Annotated in this window: 14 protein-coding genes; 1 reads left to right on the top strand and 13 read right to left on the bottom strand. The window is 31.8% G+C overall.

Going from position 1 to position 14,551, the window contains the following annotated elements; genetic code table 11:
* Positions 1-170: 170 nt before the first annotated feature.
* The 7 genes from Q3V94_RS06900 to Q3V94_RS06930 form a co-directional block, all read right to left on the bottom strand.
* Entirely contained in the window at positions 171-857 is a 687-nt protein-coding gene (locus Q3V94_RS06900; protein ID WP_303526285.1) for a PHP domain-containing protein, read from the bottom strand.
* Between the two features lie 18 nt (positions 858-875).
* The gene (locus Q3V94_RS06905) at positions 876-1,076 is read right to left on the bottom strand and encodes a hypothetical protein (protein WP_303526288.1); all 201 of its coding nucleotides are present in this window, start codon (positions 1,074-1,076) and stop codon (positions 876-878) included.
* Between the two features lie 18 nt (positions 1,077-1,094).
* The gene (locus tag Q3V94_RS06910; RefSeq protein WP_303526290.1) at positions 1,095-1,790 is read right to left on the bottom strand and encodes a hypothetical protein; all 696 of its coding nucleotides are present in this window, start codon (positions 1,788-1,790) and stop codon (positions 1,095-1,097) included.
* A 239-nt stretch (positions 1,791-2,029) separates the two neighbouring features.
* Complete coding sequence (locus Q3V94_RS06915; protein ID WP_303526293.1) at positions 2,030-3,946, bottom strand: vWA domain-containing protein; 1,917 nt, start codon at positions 3,944-3,946, stop codon at positions 2,030-2,032.
* Positions 3,947-3,959: 13 nt separating this feature from the next.
* Positions 3,960-5,168, bottom strand: a complete 1,209-nt coding sequence (locus Q3V94_RS06920) for an MBL fold metallo-hydrolase (RefSeq protein WP_303526296.1) — start codon at positions 5,166-5,168, stop codon at positions 3,960-3,962.
* On the bottom strand, positions 5,165-5,899 hold the full coding sequence (locus tag Q3V94_RS06925) for a hypothetical protein (protein WP_303526298.1): 735 nt from the start codon (positions 5,897-5,899) through the stop codon (positions 5,165-5,167). The genes Q3V94_RS06920 and Q3V94_RS06925 overlap by 4 nt, the downstream gene beginning before the upstream one ends.
* An 18-nt stretch (positions 5,900-5,917) precedes the next feature.
* Complete coding sequence (locus tag Q3V94_RS06930; RefSeq protein ID WP_303526301.1) at positions 5,918-6,298, bottom strand: hypothetical protein; 381 nt, start codon at positions 6,296-6,298, stop codon at positions 5,918-5,920.
* A gap of 382 nt (positions 6,299-6,680) precedes the next feature.
* Here Q3V94_RS06930 and Q3V94_RS06935 point away from each other — a divergent pair, with 382 nt between their 5' ends.
* A complete protein-coding gene (locus Q3V94_RS06935; protein ID WP_303526302.1) occupies positions 6,681-7,772 on the top strand; it encodes a tetratricopeptide repeat protein in 1,092 nt (363 codons plus the stop codon).
* 117 nt (positions 7,773-7,889) lie between these two features.
* On the opposite strand, the gene Q3V94_RS06940 is transcribed toward Q3V94_RS06935, so the two are convergent.
* The 6 genes from Q3V94_RS06940 to purM form a co-directional block, all read right to left on the bottom strand.
* Positions 7,890-8,489 carry a Sir2 family NAD-dependent protein deacetylase gene (locus Q3V94_RS06940; protein ID WP_303526303.1) on the bottom strand — a complete coding sequence of 200 codons (600 nt, stop codon included), beginning with the start codon at positions 8,487-8,489 and terminating at the stop codon, positions 7,890-7,892.
* Between the two features lie 17 nt (positions 8,490-8,506).
* Complete coding sequence (locus tag Q3V94_RS06945; protein ID WP_303526305.1) at positions 8,507-9,565, bottom strand: ADP-ribosylglycohydrolase family protein; 1,059 nt, start codon at positions 9,563-9,565, stop codon at positions 8,507-8,509.
* Between the two features lie 662 nt (positions 9,566-10,227).
* Positions 10,228-11,463, bottom strand: a complete 1,236-nt coding sequence (gene purD / locus Q3V94_RS06950; RefSeq protein ID WP_303526307.1) for a phosphoribosylamine--glycine ligase — start codon at positions 11,461-11,463, stop codon at positions 10,228-10,230.
* A 42-nt stretch (positions 11,464-11,505) separates the two neighbouring features.
* Entirely contained in the window at positions 11,506-12,999 is a 1,494-nt protein-coding gene (gene purH / locus Q3V94_RS06955) for a bifunctional phosphoribosylaminoimidazolecarboxamide formyltransferase/IMP cyclohydrolase (RefSeq protein ID WP_303526308.1), read from the bottom strand.
* Between the two features lies 1 nt (position 13,000).
* The gene (purN, locus tag Q3V94_RS06960; protein ID WP_303526309.1) at positions 13,001-13,570 is read right to left on the bottom strand and encodes a phosphoribosylglycinamide formyltransferase; all 570 of its coding nucleotides are present in this window, start codon (positions 13,568-13,570) and stop codon (positions 13,001-13,003) included.
* Positions 13,558-14,550: a phosphoribosylformylglycinamidine cyclo-ligase gene (gene purM, locus Q3V94_RS06965; RefSeq protein WP_303526310.1), complete on the bottom strand. Its 993-nt coding sequence runs from the start codon at positions 14,548-14,550 to the stop codon at positions 13,558-13,560. Before purM ends, purN begins: the two co-directional genes overlap by 13 nt.
* Position 14,551 lies beyond the last annotated feature (1 nt).

Raw genomic sequence — 14,551 nt, forward strand, 5'->3', positions numbered from 1 at the left:
ACAAATAAATACATTAATGTAATTTTATACTATAGGCTTGTATTATTACTGCCAATTTATTAAACAAGAAAAAAGCTTTGACTAAATACAATATAGAAAAAACATTTTAACTGCTGATAATAATACTCCCTTTTAAAAAGTCATTAAAAATAGTAGTATGAAAATTGAGACTAATATTTAGACAGAATTTCTTGGGCTAATTTGTTTCCCATAAAGATTCTATCAACCTCATAAAAAATCAAATTATGAGTATCTGAACCTATAGTAATTTCAATCTTATATTCATTTAACTTTTTAAGAAAATTTTTAACTTTATTTTTTTCCTTATTTTTAATCATATAATCAAAATACTCATAACCTTCATTAACATTAATTTCCCAAAATAGATTGTTATGTTTTATTAATTTTAATAATTTATCAATACCATATTTTTCAGATAAATCTAATAAATTTGTATGAGCCAATCCTTTTTTGCATTTTACCTTACAAGTGTAATTTTCAAATTCCTCCAAGGTAACACTGTTTTCAAAAATATCAACATACTCAAAAAGCACATAGTCCAAATAATCAAATTGTTCAAATGGTAAACAATCCACTTTACACCAATCTTTATTTAAACAAATCTCAATACCTGATAGAATAGTAATTTTATCTTTATACTTTTGTTTCATACTTTCTATTGTTTTAATATAACTATTTAATTCATTTACATGTATCGAATTACACTTTGAAGTTTCAAAATGATCAGAAATTCCAATTAAATTTAAACCATTTTTTATTCCATTTAATATAATTTCTTCTACGTCATTATCCCCATCTGACCAATTTGAATGATTATGCATGTCCATTAATTTCATAAAATTTTCTCCCTGCAGTTAATCATCTCTAAATTTTTCCCACTTAGAACATGAATGTCCTTCATTCATTTGGCAGCCCCTAAAACTTCCGATTGGTCCTGCACACATACCATAAGGTTCTTTAGCTTCAAATAAAGTTGCAAGTCCGTCAACATCTCTGCTACCACACCAATATCTACAGGTTGCGCAAACCCGCATTGTTGCCGCCCATTTTCCCATAACATCACTCCTTTATTTTTAATGGGGATTCTTGTAAAATCTATCTATTATCTCTACAATAATTTCCTTATCTTTTGGGACACTAACAAACTTTTTGCTTACATATGCTAAAACATGTAAATAATGACGAGCTGATTCTATATTACCCTTCTCAAGTGATATGTAAGCCAAAAGTAAATAAGCATAATGAATATACATATCCTTTTTATAATCTTCATCTGTATATTCATCTTCTGCCTTATTATTCAATGTTTTAAAGTTATTTTCAATTATCTTTTTACATCCTTCTAAAACCTTTTTTTCTTTACCTAAAAGAAATAAAATTGTCATAATGTCAAACCAAATTTGCTGTTCAATAGGAAAATTAAAAATTTCATTTGAATTTTTAGCAAGTTTAAATGCACGATTTAGATACTTTAGCGCATTTTTCCTATCTCTTTTAATATCCCAATATAAAATCCCCATTTCCTTAAGTAAACATATCTTTATTCCTGTATCTTCAATAATATCAAATTGTTCCATGGCATTTTCAAAAATTCTTAATGAAACGGATTTTAAATTCGCATCATCGTCTCTTATCAAAAATCTTGCAAGCATGATCTGTTTGTTTACGTCATTTTCAATATTATTAAATAACGCCTCTGGTAGTTTAATTTTAGAATATTTTGTGACATAATCTACATAATATTCAAAATTAATATCTCCCTTCCCCATATGTATTCTCCTTGCATGTAAAATTTATCTTATATTTAATATCTAATTAATCTGCTTTTTTTAGCATATTCAATTATAATTCATTACAATTTTACTTAATAATTCATAATTTTACCTACGACTAATTTAATTCTAAACCATAAAAAGCTTTGATTCAACCATTTTTTCATAACATTCTGACAATTGTTAAGCTGTATTATTAAAATCCTTTTTACAAATAACTTGATAAATACATAACATTATTTTTCACTGAGCAGCAATTTATAAGCCTCGTTATAATCTTTTCTAAAATACTCAACTAAAGCTTTATATTTTATATCATCTAATTGATTGTAGGATTTTTCTATTAAGAATGCTGCTGCATATGGCCAGTCAGGGAAATTGCCACATAAGGCATGATTAATAACAATATCAAACATGAATTTGTCATTTCTAAAATAATTTAATTCTGACCACTCAGCCAATCCTTCAGAAACCGCTTTGTATTTCTTCCCATTACTTCTCATGCTATAAAATTTAATATTATTACTATTAAAATTTAATCCTTCAAATACAGCAGCATGTGTATGTTCATGTATAACCGTTGCAAGAATAAGGTTCTCTTTCAAATATGCTTCATTTAATGATGAATCTTCTGCAAGAACTTGATTTATTCTTTCTCTTATTTCATCTAAACATAAAAGAACAATACCTGTATTATTTAAGTTGAAAAATTCTGGATATCCACTAACCAAAAAGTTTTCTTTTAATTTTATATCCATTTTTTCAGTAGGTGATAAATAAACACCAAAAGTGTGCATATTAGATATAATACTTTGATATTTTACTGCTTTCTTCCTCATTTTACTTAATATTTTAAAAACTATATCTATTGATAAATCTAATACATAAAGAATAGATCCTAAGTCCTTTTTCCATTCTCCACGATTGCCAACACACTCAATTAATTTCTTAAATTGCCTGCTTGTAATATATTTTCTCCAAACATCAAGTTTAGGGTAATCTCTTCCATTGCTAAAATAAGTATCTCTTAATCCTACTTCTTTATATCTTTCTTGAATATTTTTTAGAATGTCTTTCATACATTTTAAATCTTCATAACAATTTACAACAGGGTCTATAGTAGCTGATATCTCTTCGATAAACCAATCATTATGCCTACCAAAATTAAAAAATTCTTCACTATTATTATTTAAAAAATAAAATAATCCATATCCAGTTTCAGCCCACATTCTTAATTTATGAACAGACTCTCTATTAAGTGTATGTAATCCCTCATATTCAGTTTTCCTTAATGACTCCCCTATATTATCAGGTTTAAATGCCCCTACGTGAAACGATATTGAAACAGCTAAAATAAACCTGATAAACTCTTTTATTTCTTCATTCAAATCCAAATCAATATTTCTTTTATTTATTACATCAACATAATCTCTTATTATATATTTATCAACAATAACCGTAGGAACAGGGTAATATCTTAGCCCAGTTAATTTTTCTATATAAGGTATTGCCTTTATGGTCATTCGTCTAACCAAATCAATTTCCTCATTAGTTACTTGAATAGCTGGAATAACAGATACTGAAAAATTAAAATTAGTAGTTTTGTTTGAAGTATTTACTACTTCTTTTAACTCATCTATATCATTTCCTATTGAAACCCTAGATTTGTTTTCCTTTCTTAGTTTTATATTACTGCTTAAGTCTATTATCTTCAATTCGATATTTTTGGCGTCTTCAATCTTTTTTGTCACCTCTTCACATGTCATTTTACTTGAATTATCATCTCCATCAGTTATGCATAAAATAAGATTATCTAAATTTGGATTAAAAAAATAATCCCCTAAAATCGTTTTGCTTCTACTATTAATAATATCTATTATTTCATTTATTGAATCCCAAATTTTTGTGTTGCCAGAATCAGAATGCAATCTTAAGTTCTTTTCAAGTTCATCTTTGCCCTTAATTATTCCTTTAAATTTCAAACTACTAGAAAAAGTATAAAAAAATATATCTTCAAAATTATAAAGACCATCAGCTAAATATTTTAATAGTTTATCCTTTAAGATTTCTATTTTTTTAAATCCCGAATAAAAATCTAAACCCCACATGCTCGATGAGGTATCTATCAATAGAAATAAATTTTTCTTATTCAACTATATCACCTCATTAAATTTCAATCTGAAACCCATTTTCAGGATAAAAAACATTAGAAAAACTCATCTCGCCTAAATCCGAATTCGTATGAATTATGAATATCTTCTTTGGTTTTACTTGTTCAATAAATTCTTTTAGTTCAGTCTTTGAAATATGGCCACTTGTATGAATTATCTTGAATGATATTCCGTTTCCAACATAGTGTGATTTGAATTTATTATATTCTTCCTTTTCTAAATAACCTTCCCACATTGAATAAATATTTAATGTGGGTGTTAATTTTTCAACTTCTTCAATGAACGATGGCCTAATTTGAAAGACATATTTATTCGGTTCTAATATTACTTCATCAAGGTAAATGCTTTTTTCCCTAAATAAATTTAATATTTTACTATTATGGTTTTTTATTACTTTACATATTTGATTTTGAGGGTAGTATACTCTTAAATGTGAATATGTTAATGGATTGGGTAGCTTAGCATATTTAGAAAGTTTCATCAATAAATATGCAGTATATAAGTCTATAATGAAAGTCCTATTGTTTTTTCGAGATGCTTTATAAATTGAAACAATTCTATCTATATTTTGAGATGAAAAATTTACTGTAACTAATCCATTTGTATTTTTAATTTCTTGCATAATTTTTTTCTGTATTGAATATTCTGTTATATTTATTTTATTATTCGAAATATTTGTTCCATCTGTAATTAAAACATCTATATCTTTTTCCTTAAGTTTAGATATTAAGTTTTCTTTTCTACTACTCTTCCTACCATGGAATCTAAAGTCTCCTGTATAAAATACTTTTTTCCCTTCAACTTCTATCAAAAACCCTCGTGAATCAAATGATGAATGATCTTGAAGATAGGGGGTTATTTTAAAATCCCCTATCTCAACCTCTTCACTTTCATACAACAAAAAACTTTTATAGTTTAGTATCCTTTCGTTTAGAAAAATCTCATTAGCTTCAAATATATCTTTCATAGGGTCTGAAATGTATACATTAACTTTCTTATCTTTTAAAAATTCCATTCTTAAATAGTGGTCCATATGTGTATGGGATATTAATATCCCAGCATATGTATCTCTGAAAGTAATTTCTTCACTATAATTTTTTTCAATTGGCATGCCTACATCAAGCAATATTGATTCATTATTCGAAGTTATTTCTACACAATTTCCGCCTAATTCCCTTCCCCCACCAATAAACCTGATTATCATATTTCTCCAACTCCAATATCATAAATATTAACTTCTAATTTTTTAAGTAAATTCTTTAGAAATGGCATATTTCCATTCTTCAGCTCTTCATATTCTTTATCTCTTTCATTTTCATTAAATATTAAAATTGATTTCTTTATTTGTTCCTCTTTATATCCTTTAAATTGTTCATAACTGTTTAAAAAATTCTGCTTATCTAGCCATTGGTAATAAGTTGCAATTTCAAGTGCTGCCCTTAAAAGAGTTTCCTTGTTTGCTTTTTTGTCCTTGTGTTTATAATATTTCAATTCAATAAGCCAAATTTCATCTTTTGTTTTGCTTATAAGATCAATTTTGCCTATTCCTTTGTTACTTTGAGTTGCTTTTAACGGCACTTGATAATCTATTATTTCACCTAATTTTCCAAAAGTAATACTAAAATTTTTAGAAGCATTAAATAAAGCTATTGCAATCCTTTCTTCTATTCTGTTTGAATATGCATTATCAGTTGTAACCATACCACTATGTCCTACATTGTATTTTCCACGATTTATAGGAGTAATGCCTTTCAATTTAGTTGCAAAATCATTTATTATCAGTTCTCTAGAAATTACTTCTGTGTAGTACTCCTCTGTATCTTTTGTTTTACCTCTATAATTTACAAAATCTTGTTGATATAAGCCTTCTGGTCCATTTTGTCCTAAAGCATTATTTATCTTGTTGATGATTTCAATCTCTGAATACGTAATCATTGTTTATCCCCCTTTTATTTATTTTACAACTATTTGTTCTTTAACATCAAAGAATGTAGTAGCCGTCTTTATACCCTTAACATTTATTGGCACACTTCTTTGGTTGCGATAACCGAAAACAAATTTAAAGACATAACCCCAAAATGCTCCAATTGCTTTTTTTTCATAATCTGTTAAATTTGAAGGTATCTTCTCATTCACTAGAACAAAGACTTTTACTGGTGGAACATTTAATATATCATTGCAAAATATTATTTTGTTCATCAAATCTGTATCTTTAACTGTTTTTATGCATTCTTCCCATAAAAATCCTGAATCAACGAAGTTGTTAAATGCTTTATATATTTTATTAAATCCTTCATATATTTTTTGTAGTATTTCATCTGAAGTAATGTTCAAATTATCACTCCTTTCTAAGTTTTAGAATACATATCTCTTAACTTGGTTAGATGATATCTTTTTTTAGTTTATGAATAACAATTCATTTGTTTAGACTTATCTTTTCAATCATCTTAACTTTTATGATAATCCCTCTTTTATAACCCCTTAAATATTAGCCTTATAATCATATTATCAATTATTGGTATAATTTTCAAGAGTTTTTTAGAAATTTTTTTAAAATTTTGAATTAGATTTTTTATTAAGTTTAATTAAATTTATTTCTGGACATCTTATTTGATTACTTAGATATTACTTAGCTTGAACATGAATTTTATATCAATAATCCGTAACCGTTTCAAAATCATTCGTGTATATATTTATATAGAAAGGGGGAATTGCTATGTCAAAGTTAAAAGTAGTCATTAAATTCGATTCAACGGAAGAACGAGATGAATTTTTGATCAAGCTCTTAAACATTGACACTCTCTTAAATCAAGCAAAACTAAAAAAGAAGGAACGTGAAAGAATCCTCGAAGGGCTAAATAATTTTATCAAAATGATTGAACCTCCAAGAAAAGGTAATCCTTATTATAAACTCTACAATACATTCTGTTATGGATATGTTGGCGATGTTGGCTATGAACCCAAACCTTGGACTCAAGCTGGGGTTTTCTTAAACGGAATTAGAAGCATTTATATGGTATACCAGTATAAATATATTAAAGGCATTTGGCTTTGTATTGAATTTAGAAATAACAATACTGGAAGGGACAAATACTACTGGATCCTTGATAATATTCCAAAAGAAAAAATAGGGGAAAACATTCCTCTTCCTGATAAAATTAAATGTCGAAAAAGACTTGCTCGTGTTTTAGAAGTATTAAACGGCTACAATCCTGAAAGATATGCTGATGAGCTTTTCTCAATTTTATTAGATGTTAAAGAAAAAATGCCAAGTGCATTTTCTAAAAAATATATTTACCTATGGGAAGATTTGGCTCTTTTATTTGATTCAATGGATAGATTTGATAAATGCCTTGAGTGTTATAAAAACTTAGCTGAACTTATGCCAAATTCCTCTGATCCATATCTTAATATGGGTGTGTTCTGTGCTGATAGAGGACTTATAAAAGAGGCTATTGAATATTATAAAAAAGGGCTTGAAATAAATCCAAATGATGAATATATTTACTACAATTTATCTTCCCTCTTGCTATATCAAGGTAGGCAAGATAAGGCCTTAAAAGAAATTAATAATGCAATAATTGAAAATCCTGAAAGAGGAATTAATTTTAAACTAAAAGGTGACATTCATTTTTCAAAACATCAATATCACCAAGCAATACAATGTTATGAATGGGCTTTAAATTTATTTGATGAAGAATGGGAAGAATCAGCAAGAGAATGTAAAGAACTCCTTGCTGAAGCTTATTTAAGAATTGGTGAAAAAGAAAAGGCTGACGAAATTAAAAAATCATTAAACAAAAAATAGGATTCTAAAATTTGAAGATGAATACAATTAATAATCAAGGCATTATTATGGCCCAAGATATTTTGTTAAAGGCAAGCTTTACTATGAAACTGGTGAACTTTGGTATAAAATAATTTACTATTTAATTAGCTTTTTAAGATATTTAGGGACATTCTCCTCTGCATTTTCATTGATCATTGTCACTTTAATACCTGCAAATTTTGCCCTGTTAACAAGATCAATCGCAGTTGATGTGTAGAATGATGTCCCGACTACAAGCAGTTCATCGGCTGAACCTATAAGGTCTATTGCATTAAAATATAAAGGTATTATATCACCATAAAGAACCACATTTGGTTGAAGTAGTCCTCTGCACTTTTTACAATAAATTGTTCCTTTAACTACATCAAAATCATATAATTCATTGCAGTTAGGACATTCAACATATTCTAAATTTCCATGAATCTCAATAATATTTTTACTACCAGCTCTTTTATGCAGTCCATCAATATTCATTGTAACAATTGGAACATTATATTTTGCAAGTGCAATATGAGCAGGGTTAGGCTCTGCTCTTTCTATTTTTTCTTTCATTTCAATTAATATTTTATAAAACTCTTCAGGGTTATTTTGGAAAAATGATCTGCTTAGCTTTTCTCTTAAGTTTCCCATTTCATTAAATGTTGGAATGCCACTTGCTTTTGATATTCCAGCACCTGTTAAGGCTACAAGGTTCATAAAAAGCCCCCTTTTATTTAATACCCAGGATAACACTCCCACCAATTTTCATCTATATTTTCTTTGTTTGCCTCAAATAAATCGTCAGCTATCTTTATTATAACATCCTTTAGTTCTACTTTTTCAATCCACTCTTTTGGTATACTATTTACACCTAAATATGCACCTAAAATGTTGCCTGTTATTGCACCTGTGCTATCGCTATCTCCATCATGATTAACGGAAGTAATTATAGCCTTCTTAAAATCGTTTTTATATCTTAATGCACAGTATACCGATATTCCAAGAGCCTCTTCTGCAACCCACCCTTCACCAAGCTGAGAAATTGCATCAATATCTTCTACATCGCTATATGTAAGTTCTATCGCCTTTGATAAGCTGTTAAAGCACTCTTCACAATTGTCATATTCTTTTAGTTTGTTCATTGTTTTATTAGCAGCCTTTTCTAATTCCTCACCTTCAATTATTAAAGCGATTAAGTATGCAAGGGCACCTGCAGATAAATAACCTGTTGGGTGTCCGTGGGTTAGTGCTGCTATATCTACTGCTATGTCAAAGGCATATTCTTTGGCATAAAATAGTCCTACTGGTGCGATATGCATAACTCCACCACAGCCCTTGCTATTATTTATCGGCTCTTTTGTTGTTCCGATTTTGCCATTTAAAAGTGCAGACAGGCAGCTCATTCCCGGTGCTCTTTTCACATGAAGTTCCTTTACTTTTATTAACCATCCACTATTTATAAAATCATAGTCCTTTAGATTTGTATATCCTTGAGTTATAAGCCAACGCCTATAGGCATTATAAACGACGGATGGAAGATGGCATATACCTTTTAAGGCAAATCTTGTTTTTGCACGTAATATGCCCTCGATTGTAAAAAGCGTCATTTGGGTATCGTCAGTTATTTCAGCTTTACCATTTTTACCCAAGAGAAGGTCAACAATTCCTTCTTTGCCAAATCTTCTAATAATCTCATCTCTTTTTAAAAACTCAACCGGCCATCCTAATGCATCACCAATTGCCCCACCTAAAAGGCATCCTCGAAAATGTTCAGAATCCCTCTTGCTATTCATTTTTATTATTCACCACCCAATTTAAAAACAAAATTTCCAAATAATGATTAATTAATACTTCTACGAAGTGCCTGGCACTTAAGATTAAGATTTTATAATATTTTACAAAAAAGTCATGTTATGATGATGAGATAATAAATAAAATAAAGGACGCTATGCTTCTTGCTAAAAAAGAAGGCAGGAATAGGTATAAAGTAATAAAATAGAAAAGTGCAGGAGTATTCACTTCCATCTTTTGACTATGCCGTGTGTCTCAATAAAGCCCTTAGTTTCTAAAGCTAAGGGCTTTTTTTATTTTTAATAATACTGCCTAATCTATTTAATTAAAAACCTCATACATAAAGCCACCCATAGATATAAATATAATTTTTCAGGCTCAATCCTCTACCCACCAATCTTGATTAGATCCCTTATAGGTAGGCTAAAAACCATGTGTTGGCAAAAAAATTGGGAACCTCACAATACAGTCTCGATCCCTTATAGGTAGGCTAAAAACTCTCATTAAGCCTTATTATATCTGAATTCTATTATAAAGTCAAATTGTTTCCATTTTGTAACATTCGATCAACTTTCTAGATTTTTCAAGGGTTAAAGCCTGCTGTCGACCCCCCATAGTTTTTTGCATTTTAGGGGTCGACAACAAAAATGTTTGCTTGCTAACCCTATACATCTTTTCTATACTGCATACCCTCAAAGTAAATCCTTTTCAAATCCCCATAGGCCTTTTGCCTTGCCTTATCAAGGGTGTCAGCTACTGCTGTTACCGATAAAACTCTTCCACCTGTTGTGATTAAATTGCCATCCTTAAATTCTGCACCGGCGATGAATATTTTGTTTTCAACATCGCCTATATTAACCTTAAATCCCTTCTCAATATCGCCTGGATATCCCTTTGAGGCAGCAACTACATTGCAGGAAAATCCTTCCTCCCACTCTATTTTGCATCCCTCTAATTTTCCGTCAATAGCCCTTAAAATCAGCTCAAAAAAGTCGCTTTTCATAAGGGGAAGAAGGGCCTGAGTTTCAGGGTCCCCCATCCTTACGTTGTATTCTAAAAGATAAACTCCCTTTTTTGTTATCATAATTCCAAAAAATATTATGCCATGATAATCAAGTCCTTCTTCCTTTATCCCATTTAATGTAGGTAGCATAATATTTTTCTTAAAATCCTCTAAAACTTCATCAGTAACATAGGGATTAGGTGCGATAACACCCATTCCGCCTGTGTTAGGCCCCTTGTCGCAGTCGAATATCCTTTTATGATCCTTTGCAGATATAAAGGGAATAATAGTTTTTCCATCGGTTATTGAAAGGATTGATGCCTCAACTCCTTCTAAAAATTCCTCAATGACGATTCTCTTTCCAGAACCTTTAAAAACATCCTCTACCATAAATTTTTTTAAGGTATCCTCTGCCTCCCCCAAGGAACTGCATATAACAACGCCCTTTCCCTGGGCAAGACCGTCAGCCTTTATTACACAGGGATATCGGCATTTTTTAATATACTCCACTGCCCCTTCTAGATCATAAAAAACCTCATACTCCGCCGTCCTTACGCCGTGCCTTTTCATAAACTCCTTTGCATATATTTTGCTTCCCTCAAGCCTTGCAGCCTCCTTTGAGGGACCAAATATTTTTAAGCCTTGCTTTTTAAATTCATCAACTATTCCCTCAACTAAAGGTGCCTCAGGACCTACAACGGTAACGTCGATTTTGTTTTCCTTTGCAAATTCTAAATATTCATCTATACCCTTTAAATTTACATTCTCACATTTTTCCTCCATATAGGTTCCGCCGTTTCCTGGGGCAACAAATACCTTTTCTACAAGGGGGCTTTTAGCTATCTTCCATGCTATTGCATGCTCCCTTCCACCTGAACCTATGACTAAAACCTTCATCCGATCACCTCCTAAAGTGCCAGGCACTTAAGATTTAAGTTTTTAATGTTTAAAGTGTCTAACTCCTGTAAAAACCATTGAAATGCCGTATTTGTTGCAGGCATCAATTGAATCCTGATCCCTTAGGGAACCTCCCGGCTGCATTATTGCTCTAATATTATGCTTTGCAGCCTCCTCAACGACATCGCTAAAGGGGAAAAAGGCATCAGAAACTAAAACAGCAGCACCTTTCCCTCTTTCAAGGGCTTGGCAGGCTGCCCATATTCTATTTACCTGCCCTCCTGCAATTCCAACTGCCCTTTTATCCTTTACCACAACTATGGCATTGGATTTAACATACTTTACAACCTTCATTCCAAAGAGCATTTCCTCTATTTCTTCCTCTGTTGGCTGTCTTTCTGTAACAACCTTTATTTCATCTACTAGCTTATTATCTACACTTTGAACTAAAATTCCTCCATCTACGCTTACCATTTCATATTTATCCTGAGGCTTAACCTTTGCCTTTATTATTCTTAAATTCTTCTTTGCCTTTAAAACCTCAAGGGCATCATCATCATATTCAGGAGCTATTATAACCTCGAGGAATATCTCAACCATCTTTTCTGCTGTCCTCTTGTCAACCCTGCTATTTAATGCAACTATTCCTCCAAAAATTGAAACAGGGTCGCATTCAAAGGTTTTTAAAAAGGCTTCATAGGAGTCTTTACCTACTGCAACTCCACAGGGTGTATTGTGCTTTACTGCACAGCAGGCAACCTCATCAAATTCACAAACAACCTTCCACGCAACATCCATATCCTTTATGTTGTTGTAGGAAAGTTCCTTGCCTCCTAGCTTTTCAAAATCCTTCATAGCACCAGAGCCTTCAGTTTTAACATAAAAGGCAGCCGTCTGATGGGGGTTTTCTCCGTATCTTAATTCCGCTTCCTTTTTGTATGATATAGATAAGTATTCCGGATAAGGATTATCAAGAAGAAAATTAGAAATCGCCGCATCATAGGCTGATGTTAAATTAAAGACTTTACCTGCAAGATATTTTCTTGTGTTATAGCTTACATTTCCATCCCTTTCAATCTCCTCCATAACCTTATCATAATCCCTATAGTCGCAGAGGACAACAACATCCTTAAAGTTTTTAGCTGCAGCCCTTAACATTGAAGGGCCTCCGATATCTATAAACTCAACCTTCTCCTCAAAGGATAAATCCTCCTGAACCTTTTCAAAAAATGGATAAAGGTTAACTATAACAAAATCAATGGTCCCTATCCCCTTTTGTTTTATCGTCTCCATATGTTCTTTATTATCCCTAATTGCAAGGATTCCCCCATGAATGTTAGGATGTAAGGTTTTCACCCTTCCATCGAGTATCTCCTCAAAGCCTGTAATCTCCTTTATTTCTATAACTGGTATTCCCTTATCCTTTAAGAATTTATAGGTTCCACCCGTTGAAATTATTTCAACGCCTCTATCAGCTAGGAATCTACAGAGGTTTTCTATCCCATCCTTATAATAAGTGCTGATAAGTGCCCTCATACTATCCCTCCAATACCTTTTTTATAGCTTCAACAATTAGTTTGTGTTCCTCCTCTAAAACCCTCTTTGACAAATCGAAAGGACTATCTTCTTCTAAAACAGGAACCCTTTTTTGAAGGATTATCCTTCCGGTATCCACACCCTCATCCACAAAATGGACGGTGCAGCCGCTCTCCTTTTCTCCTGCCTTTAAAACAGCCTCATGCACCCTTAACCCATACATCCCTTTTCCTGAGAATTTAGGCAAAAGGGAGGGGTGGATGTTTATTATTTTATCCTTGTAAACCTTTAATATCTCTCCCTCTAAAATGGATAAAAAGCCTACAAGGACTAAAAGGTCTAAATCCTTTCCTATTACCTCCAATATCCTTTGAGAGAGCTCTTTACCAAATCCCCTTCTATCTAAAACTGCAGTTCTTATCCCCCTTTTTTTTGCCCTTTCTATGGCCAAACAGCTTCTGTCGGCAACTACAAATTCAATGCTGCAGTTTAATTTACCATCATCTATTGCATCCATAATAGCCTCAAGATTAGAACCGCTTCCAGACACTAAAACTGCTATTTTATGCAAACGCCATCACCGCCCCTTTCAACATGGCCGATTATATACGCTCCTTTACCCATCCCTTCTAAATCCTCAACTATATTTTTAGCTAAACCTTTATCCACACACAAAACAAATCCAATTCCCATGTTGAAGGTGTTAAACATCTCCCTTTCCTCAACCCCGTTATCCATTATATATTCAAATATTTTGGGAATCTTAAAGGAATTTTTATGGATAACCGCCGTAAAATCCTCCTTAAACATCCTTGGAATATTTTCATAAAATCCTCCGCCTGTTATGTGGGCCATTCCCTTTATTTCGTATTTTTCTATAAGGGGAAGAACATAAGGGACATATATAGTGGTTGGTGTTAGTAAAACCTCTCCTATTTTATTTCCTTCAAATTCTGCATCTAAATTCTTTATAATCCTTCTAATCAAAGAGTAGCCGTTGCTGTGGGGGCCGGAGGATTCAATTCCTATTAAAACGTCCCCTTCTGTTATTTTGCTTCCATCTATTATTCTGTCCCTTTCAACGACTCCAACTGCAAAGCCTGCTATGTCATAGTCCCCTTCCTTATAAAACCCCGGCATCTCGGCAGTTTCACCGCCTATAAGGCTACAACCTGCAATTTCACATCCCTTTGCAACACCTGAAACTATTTGTGCTGCAACTTCAGCATCTAATTTCCCGCAGGCTAAATAATCAAGGAAAAAAAGGGGCCTTGCACCGTGGCATAATATATCATTTACGCACATTGCAACGCAGTCTATGCCTACTGTATCGTATTTTTTCATCTTAAAGGCAATCTCAAGCTTTGTTCCAACCCCATCTGTTCCAGAAACAAGGACAGGATTTTTATACCCTCCTATATCGTAAAGGGCCGCAAAGCTTCCAATTCCGTTTAAAACCCTACTACTGTAGGTTTTCCTTGCCATGTCCTTAATAAGATTAACAGCTCTATAGCCCTCCTCGATGTTAACTCCTGAATCTTTATATTTCATA

Origin of the sequence: Caloramator sp. CAR-1, assembly GCF_030546345.1 — a bacterium.
Classification (GTDB): Bacteria; Bacillota; Clostridia; order Clostridiales; family Caloramatoraceae; genus Caloramator; species Caloramator australicus.